Origin of the sequence: Canibacter zhoujuaniae, from assembly GCF_011752005.1 — a bacterium.
GTDB lineage: Bacteria > Actinomycetota > Actinomycetes > Actinomycetales > Microbacteriaceae > Canibacter > Canibacter zhoujuaniae.
In genome coordinates, this window is the sequence record NZ_JAAIJZ010000002.1 from 37,684 (window position 1) to 56,613 (window position 18,930).

Genomic DNA, 18,930 nt, shown 5'->3' on the forward strand with positions numbered 1-18,930 from the left:
CCGATGCGTGAATCGCAGCAACACGCGATAGTAATCGGAGACAACCCTGCCGCCTTCGCTGCTGCGCTCGAACTTGCTGAGGTTGGCGTAGCTGTAACACTGCAGCTGGGAGCGCAGTCGCTCTGGCCGTATGCGCCAGTGCATGACAGTGATGACGCTCTCGCCACGCTGCTTGCGCGCCCGGGTGAGCTTTCGCGCGATCTTGAAATAGCGGTTACACGAGTGCCTGTGGGGCCGCTGTATTTTGGCCGCAATACAGCAACCGCAAAGCAGCTTGTAGGGCCACGGATAGGCGGTATAACGGGCAATCCGCTCGCCTCTCAAAATCGCTCGTTGTTGGGTGGGGGCGGATCCTTCCGTGCCTACCTAGACAGACTGCTGCCTGTGCTGACGATTGGAAAATATAAAAATCTCCAAGGCCTGCTTAAGCGGCGGATCGGAACCCAGGCTAGCAGGTTAGCGGCGGCTGAATTAACGACGCGCTACCCGCAGGATTTTGCTGTGTTAGAAACACAGGCGGTGTTTCCGGGGCTGAATGAGGCGATCACGCGCGCAGGTTCTCTCACCGGCGGTGTCAGTCTTTTGGCGGCAGAAAAGTTGGAACAGTCGCTAATTCTCCCGGCTGCCGGGTGGGACGATGCACGTGAAAAAATGCTGACAGCTTTGCGAAGCTACGGTGTGATCGTAAAACCCGCTGCTGAGTTACAGCATGCGACGCTCGCCACCGCGCTAAGTAATGCAGCATTGGTGCTCGCGCCAGGAAATCCGGCAGAAGCACAAGAATTTTTAGCTGTTACTGCAATTGCAGAAGCAGCTAAGCGTGCCGGAATCTACGGGGTACTTGAAAAGATTGCGAGTCTGCCGCGGGTCTATCTGTCGATTACGTATGAAGAGGTGCAGTGGGATGCACCGCACGGTGCAGAACTGATCGTGACAGAAAATGCGTCACCGCGGCGTCTGCGTTTACTCTACCCAGAAGAATTTGCGTCACACGGCGACGAGACGGCCCAGAGCGTCAGCATTAGCGGTGAAGCGGTTACTGGAGCGCGCGTTGAAAGTGCGCCGTTTGGCACTGTTGCCCAGATGCAGGCGGTGGCCGCTGTGCGTGAAGAAGCTGGCGCGGCAGAGACAGCACTATTGGTTGGGCCGACCGTTTGGGGCGGCGCAATTGCAGCAGCGGTGGCAAATTTAGAGCCGCTGGTAAAGCGGCTGCGTCGCAAACTAATGGGAATTGCTTAATCGAGCATATCGGCAGGGTCTAGTGCTCCCAACACCGTTTCAACGATCCGCTCTTCAATATCAGCTGGCGCTTTGTCGCCGCTAGCTAGCCCTAGTCGCCGTGCCTCGTCAACCGTGTGCTCGCCGATACATGCGATCACAGTAGAGTCGGTGCGCGAACCAAACTGTGTCGCAACCTCGCGCGCAACCTGCGGTGACGACACCAAAATTGCTGTTATTTCACCCGCTGCGACATCTTCGCGAATGTGCACTGAAGCCGGCACACCAACTGTGCGGTATGCAACAACTTGAGTAACGTCGTGCCCGCGTTCGAGCAGACCCATTGTGAGCACAGGCTTTGCCACATCTGAACGCAGGGTGAGCACACGTAAAACGTCACCAGAGTTGATTTCCGGCCAAACCTTCAAGAGCCCTACGGTTGTGGTGTCTGACTCGTGCGTCGTGCGAGCAACTTCGTAGCCGGCATCGATGAATGCAGCATAGGTTGCCTCACCCGCAACTGCCACCTGGGTGCGTTTTGCGATTTTAATGTGGTTGTAGTCAAGCACATCGACAACCGTTGCGTTCGTTGCGGTCATCCAGTCGTAGTAGCCGGCTTCGAGTTTTACCAGTGCTTCGCGCAGCCGATCTACCTCGCTTGTGTGCGCAAAATCGATGAGGGGCGCCACAACAGGAGTTGCGCCCTGGGCGCGCAAGGCTTTGGCCACTACTTTACCCCATGCGCCCCCGCGCGGAACAAGCACCCTCTGACCGGTTAGCTGCGCTCCCTGATTAGCCATATGCTCACAATCTTGATACATAGCAAAGCGGCCAACACAGCTCACAGTAGAGCACGTGCTGGCCGCTTTGCGCAACACAATTTGCTAATCATCTATTGTTGTCGCTTCGCGAAAAATTAGCAAATACAGGGAGGTTGTTTACTCGCTGAGGCGTTTTGTGACGGCTAGCGCAGCTCCGGTTACCGCCGCACCTGCGAGCAGGGCGACTGCGGTAACGCCGGCGATAAAAACTGCCGGCTGCCGTTTGCGCAGTGCAATCAGTCGCGCCTTCTGGCGGCTGATTGCGTTATCTATACGGGTGCCAAAGTCGAGTCTCTGCGATAGCAGCCCCAGTGTTTGCTGAAGTTCTGTGCGTGCTTCCTTAGCCTCTGCCATATTGTTTGTGCTGTCACTCATCGCCATACTCCCTGTTTGCCGGTCTCGGTGCCAGTTTTGCCGGGCTGCGGCTTCATCTTGTCGGCTGAGTTTTTCTTCACCTCACCCGCAGCATCAAGATCGCTCTTGATGCGTGCAAGGGTTTTGTGCGGCACCGGATTGCCGCGCTTGAACAGCACAACAGCAATGACAGCGAGCAGCAGTATGGTTATAACACCTGCGCCGCCAATTACGAGAGCAGAGAGCCAGACAGGCCAGCCCGCCCCTTCGGCGATGCCTGCAACCGCTGCCGCGAGCAGCACAGCTGTGGTCCAAAAAAGAATTACAAGAGCGACCACAACCAGCACAATGCCGATTACAAGGTTTTTAATGCGGCCGCTAACTTCTTCTTTAGCGTTACCGATCTCAGCCTTCGCTAACCGCACCGCCTGTGCTGGCACTCGAGTCAGCAGCGCTAGAGTGCTGGGGGTTGAACGTTTCTTTGAAAACATTTGCTTAAAATTTCTGAAGTTCTAGACAATTAAACGGCTGGGGTTGGTTCAGCGGCGCTCATCTCTTTGAAGCGGCGCTTACCCTTCTGTGCCTTCTTCACCTTTTTGCGGGTGCCGGCGATTGCCTCACCCACCTTGGTACCGATGAACTGACGCACATCGTCACTCCGGTCTGCCGCAAATGATTTTGCTTGAGAAACACCGTTCTGCACAAGTTTGGTATCCCAAACCTTGGAGGCAGTGCTCTTAATTTGTTCGTAACGCTTGCGGCCGGCGCGAGAACCGAGCACGTATCCTGCACCGAAACCTACAAAGAGAGCGAGCTTGCCTTTCATGAGTTCTCCAAACGTAAAAATCTATAAAAATCGGGGTAACAACAAGACTAGCGGGCATTTCTGAGCATCTTCAAAGAATTATGTGGGAAATATGCAGTTTTCGGAATCAAATAGAGTGCAAACTAATAGATATGGCACGCGTTGAAATTTATTCAGATCGTTTGATTCTCAAGTTTTCTCGATCCGAACAGTTCACTTCAATGCTGCCCGGCACGATTACAATTCCGCGTGCACAGATCCTAACCGCTATCTCTACCTCCGATCCTTGGCTCTGGGTGCGTGGCGTGCCCAAGCGGGGAATACATCTGCCGAATCGCCTCGCGCGCGGTATTTGGAAACACCGTGGCGGGCAAGACATCGTCTTTATCCGCAAGGGCGCTGAAGCCTTCGTGCTTGATCTTGACAGCTCTGCGCCAGATGTGCAGATGTCGCCCCAGACGCAGCTGCCACCGCAAACGCAGCGCATACTGGTGTCGAGCAGCCAAGCTGCGCTGGTGATGCAAGAGCTGATTAAAGACGGCACTAACCTGCCACCCGAAAAACGTCAGGTTGACTAATTTTCGTCTCACTCGCTGCTTCCCGACTGTGGCTAGCTCTTTGTAAGCGCTGCCTCTAACGCGGCGAGCAGTTGATCCACTTCTTCGACGGTGGAATCCCAGCCGCACATCAGGCGCACCTCGTTAGGCAACCCGGGCCAATCATAAAAAATGAAGTCTGCTGCAACCTGTTCTCGTGCAGCGGCGGGCATGGTCGCGAAAACAGCATTTGACTCAACCTTTTGTGTGATCCGAAATGTGGGATCTAACTCGGTCAGCTGCGCTAGCCCTGCGGCCAGTCGGGTTGCCATACTGTTCGCGGTTCCTGCATTTTCCAGCCACAGATCGGTGCCGTAGAGTGCCAGCAATTGTGCCGAGATAAAGCGCATCTTTGAGGCGAGCTGCGTTTGTTGTTTGCGCAGATAGTGCATGCCGTGATCTAATTCCGGGTTCAGCACAATAACTGCTTCTGCTGCGAGAGCGCCGTTTTTAGTGCCGCCGAGGCTTAAAATATCAACGCCCGCATCGCTTGTGAGTGTGCGCAGCTCGGTTTGCAGTGTGGCAGCGGCGTTTGCGAGCCGTGCGCCATCCATGTGCAGGCGCATGTTGTGCGAGTGTGCGAGCTTAGCTAAAGCCGTGATCTCCGCTACCGTGTAGCAGGTGCCGTATTCGGTGGTTTGTGAAATGGAAATCACCGTTGGCTGCGCGTGGTGCTCGACCCCGATAACCGAAAGTTGCGGCAGGATGAGTTCCGGTGTGAGCTTGCCATCCGGGGTGTCGATGGGGATAAGTTTTAAGCCTTGGGTGCGCTCGGGAGAGCCGGTCTCGTCAACATTGATATGGGCGCTGTTTGCGCAGATTACTGCACCCCAGCGAGGTGCCGCCGCTGCGAGAGCGGTAACGTTTGCCCCAGTGCCGTTGAATACGGGGTAGGCCGTTGCGCTCGGCCCAAAATGCTGTTTAATGACCGCAGCAAATTCAGCAGTTGTCGGATCAGCGCCGTATGCTCCGACACGACCACCATTGATACGCTGCACTGCGTCCATAATCCTTGGGTGGGCGCCGCTGGCGTTGTCAGAGGTGAAGAAAATTGGTGCACGCTCGTGTATCTCGCTGCTCATGGCTATAACAGTACCGGCTTAGGTAGGTTGGAGGTATGGCAGTTAAGGTTCTTGCGGTAGGGAAAAAGCACGAATCGTGGGTTTCTGAGGGCATTGCGCGCTATGACAAGCGACTGCGAAAACCCTGGAACATGTCTTGGCAGTTTTTGCCGCACTCGGCGCTTGCTGCAGAGCGGGCGCGAGAGGCAGAATCAAAAAGCATCCTTGAGAAACTTGGGCGCGATGAGTTCGTTGTGGTGCTGGACGAACGCGGTCAAATGCTGAGCTCGCCGCAGCTGTCACAGCGACTCTACAAGGCATTGGGGAGCGACTCGGTCACCGTTGTAATAGGCGGGGCTTATGGTGTAACAGACGAGGTGCGCGCGCGGGCGGATCTAGTGTGGAGCCTGTCTCCGCTGGTTTTTCCGCACCAGCTGGTGCGCTTAATACTTGTGGAGCAACTGTATCGTGCGGGTGAAATTGCCGCCGGTAGGCCGTATCACCATGTCTAATCCTTGGGAGACATAAGGGCGTTATAAAGTCATATACCCGCGTTTTAGTGTTGAGGTATGCGACTAGAAAGAATGCTTGTAAGCCTCAAACGGGCGCCGTGTAAGCCACACACTACACGCGCTGTTACTGTGCCCTGGGGTGTTGGCCGCGATGCTGTCGGGCGGTTACGTGCTGTGACGAACGTAAGCAACCGCAGGCTGCGGGGTGTGCGGTTGATGTGTGCGGGCGAGGGGCTGTTTAGTCAGTCTCTGCCGGTCTCACTTGATCCTGGTGAAACGCTGCGTGTGCTCTATCAGCAGACAGAAGAGATGCAGGGCGATGGTGTGCTTGTGCTGCGCTGGTTTGAGCCCGACGGAGGTGAGATGCTGTGGTCTGCGCCGCTGTGTTAGTGCTGTTTTGTTTTGCTCTCTTGGGTTATGCGTTGCCGCAGTTGCTGCAGCCGCGCTTCAGCAAAGCGCATATTTTCAGTTTCACCGCGCGCAGTTCCCTGCTCAATATCATCCAATGTAATGTAGCTGCACAGGTCTGCAACAGTAACTCCAAGCGCAAAGGCAATGCGCCCGATTGTGGACAGGTTTGGGTTGGCTGTGCCGCGTTCAATTTTTCCAACTGTGCTGGGGTCGATCCCGGTGAGATCTGCAAGATCGCGCTGCGTAATGCCGGCGGCAGTGCGGAGCTCGCGCACACGCTTGCCGAACGGAACAGAAGTTGGAAGTGCGCTCATTCTTAACATGGTCACTAACCTCCTTGCCAATTTCCACAGGTGAAAAATACGCTGTTTATTCGCCTGGGCATAAATCCACTATTTGCGCGAAAAAACACCAGGTATCGGGGCTGCTAAAAATTTGACCACTACATCTAGTGGTTGACGACACGCCCACCCGAATTATGAGATTCAAAAAATTAAATATTTCAACTCCTTGTGGATAACTTGCGAGGTGAGCCGTAATTGCGCTGAAAAATTTTCAACAAGTTGGAATGAAATTAGGGGAAAACCTTGTTCATAATCACACGGGTGTAATTACTGCATCTTGTGGTCTTAAATGATGTGGTTCACTATATGTAGTGCCTGACGTGTTTCAGGTGAGCAACGGAGATAAAGGAATTCAAAATGGCAACTACCGTTTACACAAAGCCCTCATGTGTACAGTGCACAGCTACCTACCGCGCTCTTGACAGCAAAGGTATCGAGTATGAAGTGGTCGACCTCTCACAGGACGAAACTGCGCTCGAAACCGTGAAAGAGCTCGGCTACATGCAGGCGCCGGTTGTTGTAACAGATGAAGATCACTGGTCAGGTTTCCGCCCAGACAAGATCGACGCTCTCGCCGGTCGTCTCGCTTAAGCATTAAAGCTTTTTACAACTACATACTTCGCAACTGGCCTCAGGTTTCTGCTGTAGAAACTCGGGGCCAGTTGTTACGAATTCAAGATTGAAATCACCTGCAAGCTCGGCACTGCGATTAGAAAGGAGTATCCGGTGGCAAACATCGTTTACTTCTCGAGTGTCTCTGGGAACACTAAAAGATTCATAGAGAAACTGAATCTGCCGGCACACCGCATTCCGCTTCTCCCGAAAGAAGATCCCCTAGAAGTAACTGAGCCGTATGTGCTGTTCGTGCCAACATACGGTGGTGGCCCAGAGACAAGAGCCGTGCCAAAACAGGTGATTAAGTTCTTAAACAACCCGGATAACCGGGCGCTGCTGCGCGGTGTTATAGCCGCCGGCAACACAAACTTTGGGGAGGCGTACGGCCTCGCCGGAGACATCATCGCTAGAAAGTGCAAAGTCCCGCACCTGTACAGATTTGAACTTTTTGGCACCCCCGAGGACGTCGACCGCGTCAAAGCAGGATTGGAAGAATTTTGGAAAGCACAATAATCGAACCCGGCCACGACTCATCAAAGGTCAGCGAGATGGACTACCACTCACTGAACGCGATGCTGAATCTGTATGACTCAGATGGCAATATTCAGTTCGATAAGGATCGTGAGGCTGCGCGCCAATACTTCCTGCAGCATGTTAACCAGAACACCGTGTTCTTCCACGACTTTGACGAGCGTCTGCGCTTCCTCATAGAAAATGAATACTATGAGGCAGAGATCCTGGAGCAGTATCCGCGCGGCTTTGTCGAGGAGCTCACAGACTACGCCTACGGTCTAAAGTTCCGCTTCCCAACCTTCCTCGGTGCTTTTAAATTCTTCACCTCATACGCACTCAAGACTTTTGACGGTGAGCGCTACCTTGAGCGCTTTGAAGATCGTGTGGTGATGGTCGCGATCGCTCTTGCGGCCGGTGATCAAGCACTGGCAAAGCGTTATGTTGAAGAGATTATTTCTGGCCGCTTTCAGCCAGCAACTCCAACCTTTCTAAACGCAGGTAAAGCGCAGCGCGGCGAGTTCGTATCCTGCTTCCTGTTGCGTATTGAAGACAATATGGAGTCAATCTCTCGCGGTATTAACTCCTCGCTACAGCTTTCAAAACGCGGCGGCGGTGTAGCGCTGCTGCTCTCCAACCTGCGTGAGGCCGGCGCCCCGATTAAGAAAATTCAGAATCAATCATCGGGCATTATTCCGGTCATGAAGCTGCTTGAGGACAGCTTCAGCTACGCAAATCAGCTGGGCGCTAGGCAGGGTGCGGGCGCCGTTTATCTCTCAGCGCATCACCCGGACATCCTGCGCTTCCTTGATACTAAGCGAGAGAACGCCGACGAAAAGATCCGCATTAAAACTCTGTCACTCGGTGTTGTTGTGCCCGACATCACCTTCGAGCTGGCGAAAAAGGGTGAAGATATGTATCTCTTCTCGCCCTACGATGTTGAAAGAGTTTACGGTGTGCCGTTCGCAGATATCTCGGTCACCGAAAAGTATTACGAGATGGTTGATGATTCTCGTATCCGCAAGAGCAAAATTAACGCTCGCCAGTTCTTCCAGACCATCGCAGAACTGCAGTTCGAGTCGGGCTATCCATACATCGTGTTTGAAGACACAGTAAACCGGGAGAACCCGATTGCCGGCCGCATCAATATGTCAAACTTGTGCTCTGAGATTCTGCAGGTGAACACCCCAACCACCTACAACGCCGACCTCAGCTACAAAGAGATCGGCAAAGATATCTCATGCAACCTCGGCTCAATGAATATTGCGGCGATGATGGACGGCCCTGACTTCGCGGGGAGCGTGGAGTCAGCGATCCGCGCCCTAACCGCAGTGAGTGATATGAGTCACATCACTTCTGTGCGCTCTATTGAAGACGGTAACGATCGCTCACACGCAATCGGTCTCGGCCAGATGAACCTGCACGGTTACCTTTCTCGTGAGCGTATTTTCTACGGCTCTGAAGAGGGCATAGATTTCACAAACATTTACTTTTACACGATCCTCTTTCACGCGCTGTCTGCGTCTAACAAGATCGCGATAGAGCGCGGTGTGACTTTTGAGGGATTCGAGAACTCAAAGTACGCTTCGGGTGAGTTCTTCGATAAGTACACAGACCGCGTGTGGGAGCCGGCCACTGCGAAGGTGCGAGAACTCTTTGAGAAGGCGGGAGTGCAGATCCCGACGCAGGAGGATTGGCGCGAGCTGAAGGCGAAGGTGCAGCAGCACGGTATCTACAACCAGAACCTGCAGGCTGTGCCACCAACCGGCTCTATCTCCTACATCAACAACTCAACCTCATCAATCCACCCGATTGCTTCAAAGATTGAGATCCGCAAAGAGGGCAAGCTGGGGCGTGTTTACTACCCAGCGCCGTTCATGACCAACGACAACCTGGAGTACTACCAGGATGCCTACGAAATCGGCCCAGAAAAGATCATTGACACTTACGCGGCCGCAACTCAGCACGTTGACCAGGGGCTGTCTCTCACACTCTTCTTCCCGGACACCGCAACCACACGCGATGTGAACAAAGCGCAGATCTATGCTTGGCGCAAGGGGATTAAGACGATTTACTACATCCGCCTGCGGCAGATGGCGCTGGAGGGCACCGAAATCGAAGGCTGCGTCAGCTGCATGCTGTAACCGTCAGGGCGGCTGTTGCCGCTCCTGAGGTTCGGTAGAGTCGAATTGATCCACAAGAAAAATAAGGTCTGGAAAGAGAACAATGAGCCCCGCAGATAAGCTCCCGCTCGTCAACCACGTGCAGGCGATTAACTGGAACCGCATTGAAGACGACAAAGACGTTGAAGTTTGGAACCGTCTTGTCAACAACTTTTGGCTTCCTGAAAAGGTGCCACTCTCTAACGATGTGCAGTCGTGGAACACACTCACGCCGGCAGAGCAGCAGCTGACTATGCGCGTATTTACCGGGCTTACTCTGCTTGACACGATCCAGGGAACAGTGGGCGCGGTGTCGCTCATCCCTGATGCGCTAACGCCTCACGAGGAAGCTGTGTTGACAAACATTGCTTTCATGGAGTCGGTGCACGCAAAGAGCTATTCGTCAATTTTCTCAACCCTCTGCTCAACCCCAGAGATTGATGAGGCCTTCCGCTGGTCGGTGGAGAATGAGTATCTGCAGAAGAAAGCGCAGATCATTATCGACTACTATCACGGTGATGATCCGCTCAAGCGCAAGGTTGCTTCAACCCTGCTTGAGTCGTTCCTGTTCTATTCCGGCTTCTACCTGCCGATGTATTGGTCGAGCCGCGCAAAGCTCACCAACACCGCAGACCTGATCCGTCTGATTATTCGCGATGAAGCTGTGCACGGTTACTACATTGGATACAAGTTTCAAAAAGGGCTTGAGAACGAGAGCGAGGAGCGCAAGCAGGAGCTGAAAGACTACACTTTCGCGCTCTTGTTTGATCTCTATGACAATGAGGTTAAATACACCCAGGATCTCTATGATCAGGTGGGTCTCACCGAAGACGTTAAGAAGTTCCTGCACTACAACGCCAACAAAGCTCTGATGAATCTGGGCTATGAGGCAATGTTCCCGCAGAGCGTCACCGACGTGAACCCGGCGATTCTTTCTGCCCTGTCGCCAAACGCTGACGAGAATCACGACTTCTTCTCGGGGTCTGGCTCAAGCTATGTGATCGGTAAGGCGGAAGCGACCGAAGATGAAGACTGGGATTTCTAACTAATGTTTTAACGTCGCAGTCTGACTTTAAACTGCTTCCTGAAATGCCCGCCTGGCTACAAAGTTTGGGCGGGCATTTTGTATGTTGCGGCGTGGCTTTAAAAATTTATTAAAAAATTTTCTGCGGTATCAGTTGTGAGTAAATTCCCGTGTTTGCGGGTCAAAAAGCTTATATGAATGAGAATCATTACTATTAAGGTGCGAAATCGTTTGTTTTTCCAAAAATCGGCTTGAAACTGCGTTTTTAGGGGCGTATCTTGAGGGCGTAGCCAAGATATGGATACGCAGAACAAAGGAGTTTCAAAATGAGCGACACGATGCGCGCTATTACCTACTACGGTGACCACGACATTCGCTTTGAAGAGCGCCCGAAGCCGCAGATCATTGATCCGACCGACGCTATTGTGCGTGTTGTTCGGACAACTATTTGCGGCACCGATCTTGGTATCTACAAGGGTAAGAACCCAGAAGTTGAAGAGACGGTAAAAGCTCGCGGCGAAGAGTGGAACGGTCGCATTCTCGGGCATGAGGGCGTTGGTGTCGTTGAAGCCGTTGGTGACGCTGTCAAGAACATTAAAGTTGGCGATCGCGTGCTCATCTCATGTGTTTCACGCTGCGGCACCTGCGATAACTGCGCGAAGCAGATGTATGCGCACTGCCGCAACGGCGGTGGTTGGATCATGGGTTACATGATCGACGGCACCCAGGCTGAGTATGTGCGCACCCCGTTCGCCGACAATTCGCTGTTCCACCTGCCAGAGGGCTTCGACGAAGACGTTGCAGTTTTCCTCTCAGATGCGTTGCCAACCGGTCACGAACTTGGCGTACAGCGCGGGCAGGTAGCTCCGGGTAAGGACGTTTTGATTGTCGGTGCGGGCCCTGTTGGCATGGGAGCTTTGCTGACAGCGCAGTTTTACTCACCCGCCAGCATCATCGTTGCCGACATGAACGACAAGCGCCTGGAGATGGCAAAGAAGATGGGCGCAACCCACGTCGTGAATCCGGCCACTGGCGATCTTGACGCAGTAATTGCAGAGGTTACCGATGGTCGTGGCGTTGACACCGCTATTGAGGCGGTTGGTCTGCCAGCAACCTGGGATCTGTGCGCCGGAGCTGTGCGAGAGGGTGGCAACATCGCTGTTGTTGGCGTGCACGGCAAGCCTGTTGAGTTTGAGCTGCAGAAGATGTGGATCAGAAACCTCACCATCACCACCGGTCTCGTCTCAGCTAACACGACCGCCATGCTGATGAAGGCGGTGCGTAACAGCGATCTGCCAATCGCCGACCTTGCAACCCACCACTTCACCTGGGATCAGTTTGAAGATGCGTGGGAGGCGTTCAAGAATGCCGACGAGCACAACTCAATGAAGGTTGTTATTACCAACGAGTAACTCTGCTTGATAACCAGAGTTGGCGGCCGATCCGATCCCTCGGGTTGGCCGCCTTTTTTATATCGCGATGGGGTAGTTTTCGCCGGAGAGGGATCACTACTCGCGATGCTGGGTGGTATTTACTGTTTTGCGCGACCAGAGCTTCAAAAATGCTGAGAAAATCTGAGTGCGCTTGACTCAAGTTTTTGCACAGAGTTAAACTTGAGTCAACATAACTCAAGTTTTGGAGTGCAAAATGCAAAATATGAATCCTGGACAGCCAGTCCAAGAAAATCAGAGCGCTCTCGAGCAGTTTGGGCAGAATCTCACAGAGATTGCACGGAGCGGAAAGCTCGATCCGGTAATTGGGCGTGACGGTGAAATTCGCCGTCTCAGTCAGGTTTTGACCCGCCGCACAAAAAACAACCCGGTGCTCATTGGGGCGCCGGGCGTTGGCAAAACAGCGGTTGTTGAAGGGCTCGCGCAGCGTATCGTTGCCGGTGACGTAGCCGACTCGCTTAAAGATAAAGAGCTGATCAGCCTCGACATTTCTGCGCTTATTGCGGGCGCAAAATACCGCGGTGAGTTCGAGGAGCGCATGAAAGCAGTGCTCGAAGAGATCAAACAGGCAGACGGGCAGATCATAACCTTCATCGACGAGCTGCACACCCTGATGGGTGCCGGCGGCGGCGAAGCCTCAGTGGCTGCAAGCCAAATGCTAAAACCAATGCTTGCGCGTGGCGAGCTGCGCCTGATCGGCGCGACAACACTCGACGAGTATCGTCAATACATTGAAAAAGACGCGGCGCTCGAACGTCGTTTCCAACAGGTATATGTTGGTGAGCCGAGCGTTGAAGACACAATCGCGATTCTGCGCGGTCTGAAAGAAAGGTATGAGGCGCACCACAAGGTGACCATCGCCGACAGCGCACTGGTTGCTGCTGCAACAATGTCAAACCGTTACATCACCGCCAGGCAGCTGCCAGATAAAGCAATTGACCTAATTGACGAAGCGGCAAGCCGACTGCGCATGGAGATTGACTCAGCCCCGCTCGAGATTGATCAGTTGCGGCGTGCCGTCGACCGTTTAAAAATCGAAGAGCTGGCGCTAAAGAAAGAAAAAGACGCTGCCTCCAAAGAGCGTCTGGCAGCTTTGCGGCAAACAATCACCGAGAAGCAGTCGGAGCTGTCTGAGTTAGAAGCGCAGTGGCAGCTCGAACGAGACAGTCTAAACCGCGTGGGCAATCTGCGTGAGCGTCTCGACCGTGCCCGCTTTGAAGCGGAGCGCGCACAGCGCGAGGGCAGCCTAGAAAAAGCATCTAAACTGCTCTACGGTGAGATTCCCGTGATCGAAAAGGAACTCGCTGCGGCTGAGGCTGCAGAAGCCGCAGGCGCTTCCGGCGCGCCCAGAATGGTTAATGAGCAGGTGACCGCAGAAGATATCGCTGAGGTTGTTGCCCAATGGACAGGTGTTCCGGTGGGCAAACTGCTGCAGGGAGAGACTGAAAAACTCCTTAATCTCGAAAGCGAGCTGGGCAAGCGGTTGATCGGTCAAACCCAGGCGGTGCAGGCCGTTGCTGACGCTGTGCGGCGCAGTCGCGCGGGTATTAGCGATCCGCACAAGCCGACCGGATCCTTCCTCTTCCTCGGCCCAACCGGCGTTGGGAAGACGGAGTTGGCGAAAGCTCTGGCTGAGTTTTTGTTTGACGATGAACGCGCTATGGTGCGTATCGACATGAGCGAATACGGCGAGAAACACTCGGTGTCGCGTCTTGTCGGTGCCCCTCCCGGTTATGTCGGTTATGAATCAGGTGGGCAGCTGACAGAAGCGGTGCGTCGCCGTCCATACTCTGTTGTGCTGCTTGACGAAGTTGAGAAAGCACACCCGGAAGTTTTCGATGTGCTGTTACAGGTGCTAGATGACGGGCGCTTAACAGACGGTCAGGGTCGCACAGTCGATTTTAAAAACGTGATTTTGGTGCTCACCAGCAACCTCGGGTCACAGTTTTTGATCGATCCCGATCTAAAAAAGGACGAGCGTGAGGCGGCTGTTATGGCCACCGTGCGCGCCAGCTTTAAACCAGAATTTCTGAATCGTCTCGACGAGCAGGTAATCTTCACCGCGCTGTCACAGAGCGAACTGGGGGAGATAGTAAATATTGCGGTTGAGAAGCTGCAGGAGCGACTCAGCGAGCGTCGTCTCACGCTGGGAGTGACCCCTGAAGCGCGAGCATGGCTCGCAGCTCGCGGCTACGATCCCGCATACGGTGCGCGCCCACTGCGTCGCTTAATTCAGCGTGAAATTGAAGACAAGCTCGCACGTGCTCTGCTCGCCGGCGAGGTGCGTGACGGTGACACCGTGCGTGTCGTGCTCGGCCCTGACGGCACCGAACTTGCTGTCGAACAGGTTGAGCTGTAGTGCGTCACTTAAGCAGAATGCTCTGCCACAATTGAAGGTATGACTGAGCAGACTGCAGCGCTGGGCACTGATAGCGCAATCCTCGCTGCCGCCGGCCCACACCCTGAAGCCTCAACTTTTGGTGTGGGCCCGTGGCCTGGCGGGCGTGAGAACTGGCCGACGGAAGAGTTCTATGACCCCGAGCTTTTAGAGCATGGGGATAGCCGGAATGTTATCGATCGCTACCGCTATTGGAAGCTTGAAGCGATTAAGGCAGACTTAGACCAGTTTCGTCACAGCTTTCATGTCGCGATTGAAAACTGGCAGCACGATATGAACATTGGCTCTATCGTGCGCAGCGCGAACGCTTTCGGGGCCGATACTGTGCATATTGTTGGGCGCCGTCGCTGGAATAAGCGCGGTGCGATGGTCACAGACCGCTACCAGCACGTGCAGCACCACGAATCTATCGCCGCTTTAGCCGACTGGGCTGCTGCTGAAAATCTTCCGATCATCGCTATCGATAATGTGCCGGGCTGCGTGCCTATGGAGACATTTGCGTGGCCCAAACGCTGTGTGATGCTTTTCGGTCAGGAGGGGCCGGGGCTGACCGCAGAAGCTATCGGTGTGTCAGAGACTGTTGTAGAAATTACGCAGTACGGCTCGACACGGTCAATTAACGCATCCGCAGCAGCAGCGGTGTCAATGTTTAGCTGGGTAAATCAGCACTCACCGCAGTTGCCGGGGCGTGTTTAAGGCAATAAATTTGCGCACCCGTCTAATTAGTGTATAGTTGTACGAGTTGATGATTTCAACGTGCGCCCTTAGCTCAGCTGGATAGAGCGTCTGACTACGGATCAGAAGGCCAGGGGTTCGAATCCCTTAGGGCGCGCAGATAAAATCCCAGGTTCTCCTGGGATTTTTTATTTCTCAAAAGCAGAAATGTGTCAGACGGTGTCTGTTGCTAGCCGTTAAAGCGGCGCAGTCGCAGACTGTTGCTCACAACAAACACTGATGAGAGCGCCATTGCGGCGCCAGCCAACATCGGGTTCAGAAGCCCGAACGCAGCTAGCGGGATTGCTGCTGTGTTGTAAGCAAAGGCCCAAAACAGGTTCGTTTTAATTGTTTTCAGTGTGCGCTGGGACAGGCGCAACGCAGTAACAGCTGTTGGCAGATCTGCGCGCATCAGTGTGATATCTGCGGCGTTTATCGCGGCGTCGGTGCCCGTTCCCATTGCGATTCCGAGATTTGCGGTTGCGAGTGCCGGCGCATCGTTAACTCCGTCACCGATCATTGCAACCCGCTGCCCGGCGTTTTGCAAACGCTTCACCGTGGCGACTTTTTCTGCGGGCAGCACCTCAGCGACCACATTTTGAATACCTGTTGCTGCAGCAACAGCCTCGCTTGTTTCACGCTTGTCGCCTGACAGCAGCACAGTTTTAAAACCAAGTTTGTGCAGCTCACTAACGGCCTGGGCGCTTTCGGGTTTTATTTGATCGCTCACCTCGATGCTGGCAACCGGTGTGCCGTCTAGGTAGACGGTAACGCCCGGTCGCCCAACTTTAACGCGCACTCCAGAAATTTCTCCGGAAACCCCCACTCCAGGTTCGTTCCTAAAATCTGTCACCTCAAGGTCGGGATCATACGCATCTCTCTCTTTAGCGTAGACAACAATCGCCCGTGCGACAGGGTGCTCAGACGCAGACTCCAGCGCCGCTGCGAAGCTTAGTGCGCGATCCGCAGGAAACTCTCCCACCGGAGTCACCGCTGTAACCGCCATATTCCCTGTTGTGACTGTGCCGGTTTTGTCTAGCACAATGGTGTCTATATTGGCGCTGGTTTCCAGCACCTGCGCGCCACGAATTAAGATTCCAAGCTCAGCGCCACGGCCGGTGCCCGCAAGCAGAGCGGTCGGAGTGGCAAGCCCGAGCGCACACGGGCAGGCGATAATCAAAACGGAAATGGCTGCCGCAAGAGCGCGAGTCCAGTCGCCTGAGAACAGCACCCAAGATGCGAGCGTCAGCACGGCAAGCCCGAGCACAACCGGCACAAAAACACTGGCGACTCGATCCGCAAGTTTTTGCACCTGAGCCTTACCCGCCTGCGCTTCGGTCACAAGCCTTGTCATCTGTGCCAGCTTGGTGGCTGATCCAACCTGAGTAGCGCGCACAACGAGCCTACCGGAGGTGTTTAGCGTGCCACCTGTCACCGTGCTGCTGTCAGAGACCTCTGCAGGAACCGACTCGCCGGTGAGCATTGACTCATCAACAGCTGACGCGCCAGCAAGTACAACCCCGTCTGTTGCAATCTTCTCTCCGGGTCGCACGACAAACTCGTCACCGACCACCAGCTCACTAATGGGCAGTAGCTGTTCGGCGCCGTCGCGCAGCACTGTGACCTGTTTCGCGCCGAGATCCAACAGTGCATATAGCGCAGAGCCCGCCTGACTCTTTGCCCGTTTTTCAAAGTAGCGCCCAAGCAGCACAAATGTGATTACTCCGGCCGCAACCTCAAAATAGATGTCGGAGAGCGGGTCGGATCGTCCGCCGAAGAGCGTGAAGGTGTGACGCATGCCGGGCATACCGGCGTGCCCAAAGAGCAGCGCGGCCGTTGACCATAAGGTTGCTGCCAAAGTGCCGATGGAGATGAGCGTGTCCATTGTGGCGCTGCCGTGGCGCGCATTTTTGAACGCCGCAATGTGAAACGGGAGGCCCGCCCAGAATACAACGGGAAGTGTGAGCGCGAGCGAAACCCAGCCCCAGTAGTCAAACTGCAGCGGCGGCACCATCGCTATGAGAACCACCGGAATAGTTAGTGCGGCGGCGATAATTACTCTGATTTTGAGGGCGGCAAGATCAGCCTGCTCTGTATCTTGGCGAACCTCTGTTGCGGTGTATCCGGTCTTTTCGACAGTCGCGATGAGCTCGGCCTCGGTGACACCGGCAGCTGCGCTAATGTTTGCGCGTTCGGTTGCATAGTTAACTGTGGCTTCAACACCTGCGATGCGGTTTAGTTTCTTTTCAATGCGTGCGGCGCAGGCGGCGCAGGTCATGCCGCCGATTTGTAACTCATGCTGAGTGCGCTGCATACCCCGCCTCGTCAACGGCTGCGATGATCGCCTGCTCCGTGACAGCCGCATCAGCCTGCACAGTAAGAGTGCCATTAGCGGCGCTAACTGCGACTGCGTGAACCCCGTCGAGCTCCTCTAATTCAGAGCGAATAGCGGCTTCACAGTGTGCGCAACTCATGCCGGTGACGGTGAAATTCAGGCTCTTCGTGCTCATGCTTTAACGCTACTCTCGAAATCTGAAAATTCCCAAGTAGGCTAAGGGTATGAGCACGCCATACTCTCCGCCAGAGCTTACGATTGCGCACCTTAGCGACCTGCACCTGGTCGCCCCGGGCACGCTACTGTTTGAGCAGATCGATACTTGGCGGCGCACGCGCGAGGCCTTCGCCACCGCAATGGCGCATGAGCCGGCAATTTTCCTGGTCACGGGTGATATTGCTGAGCGTTTTCACGAAATTAGGCCTGCGGCAGACGAGCTGTTGCAGGAGATGGCTGACACCTATCGGCGCACGATTATTACCATCCCGGGCAACCACGACCTGCAGTCAGACTTCACGCAGAGTGTTTACGTGCCGGGAGGCACTGTTGGTGTTGCGCCGAGCAGTGCCGGAGTGACACCCGCTAGTGCGCCGGGGGATCACCGTGGCACAGTGCCGCTTGGAGAGGCGCGCATCAGCTACGGACCCGAACCGGCTGATTCTGTTTTCGAGACGGCGCAATTGCGGGTAATTTCATTAAACTCGCACGGCTACCGGGTGGCGCAGGGGCATCTCACTGATGCGCAGTTGGAGTGGTTGAGCGCGGAGCTTGGCCGATCCGACAGTAGCGCGCTGCAGCAGCGCACGGTAATCACCCTGCACCACCCGCCGGTAGCTAACCCGTATATTGAAATGCGCAATATCGGGCTGCGCGGTCAGCAAGAATTTGCCGATATCCTGCGCGGCGCTAAGAGCGCGGGAGCGCGGATAGACGCTATTCTCTGCGGCCACTACCATATAACACAGGCTGCTAGCATCGCGGATGTGCCGGTGTGGGTCACTCCCGCCGTGGCCTATCAGGGGGATCCCACGGTTGGGCGGGGCCGAGTGCGCGGGCGAGACTATGGTTTTGTGTCTCTGATTCGCTTCGCTGAGGATAGAGACTACAGCGCCCTAGCCATTAAGTTTGCTGGCGCGGGCGCTGAGTTGTTTGATCGTGAGATTATTCGCGAGCTATTGCCGTAGCAATCAGAAGTTGTTGATGCTGCCGAACCAGACCACTGTGCCCATCACAAAAATAATGTACAACAGGGTAAGAGCGGTGAAGACTGCGCCAATAATAATGCCGGCTAGTGCAAGCCTGCTGCCTTCTTCATTGCGCGCCTTCGCACCCTTTAGTGCAATGATGCTGAGAATAAGGCCAACAAGAGGCATCACAAAAGCCATAATGAAGCCCACGATAGTTAGGGCGCTAATCGGGTTTTCTGGCGTCTGCGCAGCGTAGCCAGCCTGCACATAACCCTGAGACGGATTGGTTACCGCTGCATCCGGTGCTGGCTGGGCCTCTGCAAGCTGCGGCTGCCGATAATACTGCGGCGCAGCAGGGGTGTTCTGATCCTGGGGAGTTTGATCCTGGGGAGTCTGATTTTCGTTCATGTGT

General features: G+C 54.6%; 21 protein-coding genes and 1 tRNA gene. 13 read left to right on the top strand and 9 right to left on the bottom strand.

Translation table 11 applies throughout. From position 1 onward, the window contains the following. Window positions 1–3: 3 nt before the first annotated feature. Window positions 4–1,239, top strand: a complete 1,236-nt coding sequence (locus HCR00_RS04040; RefSeq protein ID WP_167143049.1) for a hypothetical protein — start codon at window positions 4–6, stop codon at window positions 1,237–1,239. Here HCR00_RS04040 and HCR00_RS04045 read toward each other — a convergent pair. The 4 genes from HCR00_RS04045 to HCR00_RS07010 form a co-directional block, all read right to left on the bottom strand. Beyond that, entirely contained in the window at window positions 1,236–2,018 is a 783-nt protein-coding gene (locus tag HCR00_RS04045; protein WP_166986240.1) for a uroporphyrinogen-III synthase, read from the bottom strand. The genes HCR00_RS04040 and HCR00_RS04045 overlap by 4 nt on opposite strands. A gap of 138 nt (window positions 2,019–2,156) precedes the next feature. Beyond that, complete coding sequence (locus HCR00_RS04050; RefSeq protein WP_166986237.1) at window positions 2,157–2,414, bottom strand: hypothetical protein; 258 nt, start codon at window positions 2,412–2,414, stop codon at window positions 2,157–2,159. Then, a complete protein-coding gene (locus HCR00_RS04055) occupies window positions 2,411–2,884 on the bottom strand; it encodes a phage holin family protein (protein ID WP_166986233.1) in 474 nt (157 codons plus the stop codon). The genes HCR00_RS04050 and HCR00_RS04055 overlap by 4 nt, the downstream gene beginning before the upstream one ends. Window positions 2,885–2,913: 29 nt before the next feature. Next, complete coding sequence (locus tag HCR00_RS07010; protein ID WP_243854544.1) at window positions 2,914–3,219, bottom strand: hypothetical protein; 306 nt, start codon at window positions 3,217–3,219, stop codon at window positions 2,914–2,916. Between the two features lie 131 nt (window positions 3,220–3,350). On the opposite strand from HCR00_RS07010, the gene HCR00_RS04065 reads away from it, so the two are divergent. Next, complete coding sequence (locus tag HCR00_RS04065; RefSeq protein ID WP_166986230.1) at window positions 3,351–3,776, top strand: hypothetical protein; 426 nt, start codon at window positions 3,351–3,353, stop codon at window positions 3,774–3,776. Window positions 3,777–3,808: 32 nt separating this feature from the next. On the opposite strand, the gene HCR00_RS04070 is transcribed toward HCR00_RS04065, so the two are convergent. After that, entirely contained in the window at window positions 3,809–4,876 is a 1,068-nt protein-coding gene (locus HCR00_RS04070; RefSeq protein ID WP_167143052.1) for a threonine aldolase family protein, read from the bottom strand. Window positions 4,877–4,911: 35 nt separating this feature from the next. Here HCR00_RS04070 and HCR00_RS04075 point away from each other — a divergent pair, with 35 nt between their 5' ends. Both HCR00_RS04075 and HCR00_RS04080 read left to right on the top strand, forming a co-directional pair. Then, on the top strand, window positions 4,912–5,367 hold the full coding sequence (locus HCR00_RS04075; protein WP_167143055.1) for a 23S rRNA (pseudouridine(1915)-N(3))-methyltransferase RlmH: 456 nt from the start codon (window positions 4,912–4,914) through the stop codon (window positions 5,365–5,367). 57 nt (window positions 5,368–5,424) lie between these two features. Next, window positions 5,425–5,757: a hypothetical protein gene (locus tag HCR00_RS04080; protein WP_167143058.1), complete on the top strand. Its 333-nt coding sequence runs from the start codon at window positions 5,425–5,427 to the stop codon at window positions 5,755–5,757. Here HCR00_RS04080 and HCR00_RS04085 read toward each other — a convergent pair. Then, on the bottom strand, window positions 5,754–6,092 hold the full coding sequence (locus tag HCR00_RS04085) for a helix-turn-helix domain-containing protein (RefSeq protein WP_167143061.1): 339 nt from the start codon (window positions 6,090–6,092) through the stop codon (window positions 5,754–5,756). The genes HCR00_RS04080 and HCR00_RS04085 overlap by 4 nt on opposite strands. Window positions 6,093–6,479: 387 nt before the next feature. Between HCR00_RS04085 and nrdH the strand changes: the two genes are divergently transcribed. From nrdH to HCR00_RS04125, 8 genes are all read left to right on the top strand, one after another. Then, a complete protein-coding gene (gene nrdH / locus HCR00_RS04090) occupies window positions 6,480–6,713 on the top strand; it encodes a glutaredoxin-like protein NrdH (RefSeq protein ID WP_166986215.1) in 234 nt (77 codons plus the stop codon). Between the two features lie 135 nt (window positions 6,714–6,848). Next, entirely contained in the window at window positions 6,849–7,250 is a 402-nt protein-coding gene (gene nrdI / locus HCR00_RS04095; RefSeq protein WP_167143064.1) for a class Ib ribonucleoside-diphosphate reductase assembly flavoprotein NrdI, read from the top strand. Between the two features lie 35 nt (window positions 7,251–7,285). Continuing rightward, window positions 7,286–9,391: a class 1b ribonucleoside-diphosphate reductase subunit alpha gene (gene nrdE / locus HCR00_RS04100; RefSeq protein ID WP_166986618.1), complete on the top strand. Its 2,106-nt coding sequence runs from the start codon at window positions 7,286–7,288 to the stop codon at window positions 9,389–9,391. Between the two features lie 82 nt (window positions 9,392–9,473). Next, complete coding sequence (gene nrdF, locus HCR00_RS04105; protein ID WP_166986209.1) at window positions 9,474–10,454, top strand: class 1b ribonucleoside-diphosphate reductase subunit beta; 981 nt, start codon at window positions 9,474–9,476, stop codon at window positions 10,452–10,454. Window positions 10,455–10,759: 305 nt separating this feature from the next. Beyond that, on the top strand, window positions 10,760–11,845 hold the full coding sequence (locus HCR00_RS04110) for a zinc-binding dehydrogenase (RefSeq protein ID WP_166986205.1): 1,086 nt from the start codon (window positions 10,760–10,762) through the stop codon (window positions 11,843–11,845). Between the two features lie 235 nt (window positions 11,846–12,080). After that, a complete protein-coding gene (locus HCR00_RS04115; protein WP_424945197.1) occupies window positions 12,081–14,243 on the top strand; it encodes an ATP-dependent Clp protease ATP-binding subunit in 2,163 nt (720 codons plus the stop codon). A gap of 39 nt (window positions 14,244–14,282) precedes the next feature. Continuing rightward, a complete protein-coding gene (locus tag HCR00_RS04120) occupies window positions 14,283–14,978 on the top strand; it encodes a TrmH family RNA methyltransferase (protein ID WP_166986198.1) in 696 nt (231 codons plus the stop codon). A gap of 62 nt (window positions 14,979–15,040) precedes the next feature. After that, window positions 15,041–15,114, top strand: a tRNA-Arg gene (locus tag HCR00_RS04125). 72 nt (window positions 15,115–15,186) lie between these two features. On the opposite strand, the gene HCR00_RS04130 is transcribed toward HCR00_RS04125, so the two are convergent. Both HCR00_RS04130 and HCR00_RS04135 read right to left on the bottom strand, forming a co-directional pair. Further along, window positions 15,187–17,310 carry a heavy metal translocating P-type ATPase gene (locus HCR00_RS04130; RefSeq protein ID WP_166986196.1) on the bottom strand — a complete coding sequence of 708 codons (2,124 nt, stop codon included), beginning with the start codon at window positions 17,308–17,310 and terminating at the stop codon, window positions 15,187–15,189. After that, entirely contained in the window at window positions 17,291–17,506 is a 216-nt protein-coding gene (locus HCR00_RS04135; protein ID WP_166986193.1) for a heavy-metal-associated domain-containing protein, read from the bottom strand. The genes HCR00_RS04130 and HCR00_RS04135 overlap by 20 nt, the downstream gene beginning before the upstream one ends. 49 nt (window positions 17,507–17,555) lie before the next feature. Here HCR00_RS04135 and HCR00_RS04140 point away from each other — a divergent pair, with 49 nt between their 5' ends. After that, on the top strand, window positions 17,556–18,515 hold the full coding sequence (locus HCR00_RS04140; RefSeq protein WP_166986190.1) for a metallophosphoesterase family protein: 960 nt from the start codon (window positions 17,556–17,558) through the stop codon (window positions 18,513–18,515). Window positions 18,516–18,518: 3 nt separating this feature from the next. Here the strand turns inward: HCR00_RS04140 and HCR00_RS04145 are convergent, their stop codons facing one another. After that, complete coding sequence (locus tag HCR00_RS04145) at window positions 18,519–18,926, bottom strand: DUF4190 domain-containing protein (protein WP_166986187.1); 408 nt, start codon at window positions 18,924–18,926, stop codon at window positions 18,519–18,521. Window positions 18,927–18,930: the final 4 nt, after the last annotated feature.

Coding starts and splice junctions, on each gene's coding strand:
- HCR00_RS04070 (WP_167143052.1), bottom strand. CDS start 4,876: ATGAGCAGCGAGATACACGAGCGTGCACCAATTTTCTTCACCTCTGAC.
- HCR00_RS04045 (WP_166986240.1), bottom strand. CDS start 2,018: ATGGCTAATCAGGGAGCGCAGCTAACCGGTCAGAGGGTGCTTGTTCCG.
- HCR00_RS04085 (WP_167143061.1), bottom strand. CDS start 6,092: ATGAGCGCACTTCCAACTTCTGTTCCGTTCGGCAAGCGTGTGCGCGAG.
- nrdF (WP_166986209.1), top strand. CDS start 9,474: ATGAGCCCCGCAGATAAGCTCCCGCTCGTCAACCACGTGCAGGCGATT.
- HCR00_RS04140 (WP_166986190.1), top strand. CDS start 17,556: ATGAGCACGCCATACTCTCCGCCAGAGCTTACGATTGCGCACCTTAGC.
- HCR00_RS04040 (WP_167143049.1), top strand. CDS start 4: ATGCGTGAATCGCAGCAACACGCGATAGTAATCGGAGACAACCCTGCC.
- HCR00_RS07010 (WP_243854544.1), bottom strand. CDS start 3,219: ATGAAAGGCAAGCTCGCTCTCTTTGTAGGTTTCGGTGCAGGATACGTG.
- HCR00_RS04065 (WP_166986230.1), top strand. CDS start 3,351: ATGGCACGCGTTGAAATTTATTCAGATCGTTTGATTCTCAAGTTTTCT.
- HCR00_RS04080 (WP_167143058.1), top strand. CDS start 5,425: ATGCGACTAGAAAGAATGCTTGTAAGCCTCAAACGGGCGCCGTGTAAG.
- HCR00_RS04145 (WP_166986187.1), bottom strand. CDS start 18,926: ATGAACGAAAATCAGACTCCCCAGGATCAAACTCCCCAGGATCAGAAC.
- nrdE (WP_166986618.1), top strand. CDS start 7,286: ATGGACTACCACTCACTGAACGCGATGCTGAATCTGTATGACTCAGAT.
- HCR00_RS04055 (WP_166986233.1), bottom strand. CDS start 2,884: ATGTTTTCAAAGAAACGTTCAACCCCCAGCACTCTAGCGCTGCTGACT.
- HCR00_RS04050 (WP_166986237.1), bottom strand. CDS start 2,414: ATGAGTGACAGCACAAACAATATGGCAGAGGCTAAGGAAGCACGCACA.
- HCR00_RS04130 (WP_166986196.1), bottom strand. CDS start 17,310: ATGCAGCGCACTCAGCATGAGTTACAAATCGGCGGCATGACCTGCGCC.
- HCR00_RS04115 (WP_424945197.1), top strand. CDS start 12,081: ATGCAAAATATGAATCCTGGACAGCCAGTCCAAGAAAATCAGAGCGCT.
- HCR00_RS04120 (WP_166986198.1), top strand. CDS start 14,283: ATGACTGAGCAGACTGCAGCGCTGGGCACTGATAGCGCAATCCTCGCT.
- HCR00_RS04110 (WP_166986205.1), top strand. CDS start 10,760: ATGAGCGACACGATGCGCGCTATTACCTACTACGGTGACCACGACATT.
- nrdH (WP_166986215.1), top strand. CDS start 6,480: ATGGCAACTACCGTTTACACAAAGCCCTCATGTGTACAGTGCACAGCT.
- HCR00_RS04075 (WP_167143055.1), top strand. CDS start 4,912: ATGGCAGTTAAGGTTCTTGCGGTAGGGAAAAAGCACGAATCGTGGGTT.
- HCR00_RS04135 (WP_166986193.1), bottom strand. CDS start 17,506: ATGAGCACGAAGAGCCTGAATTTCACCGTCACCGGCATGAGTTGCGCA.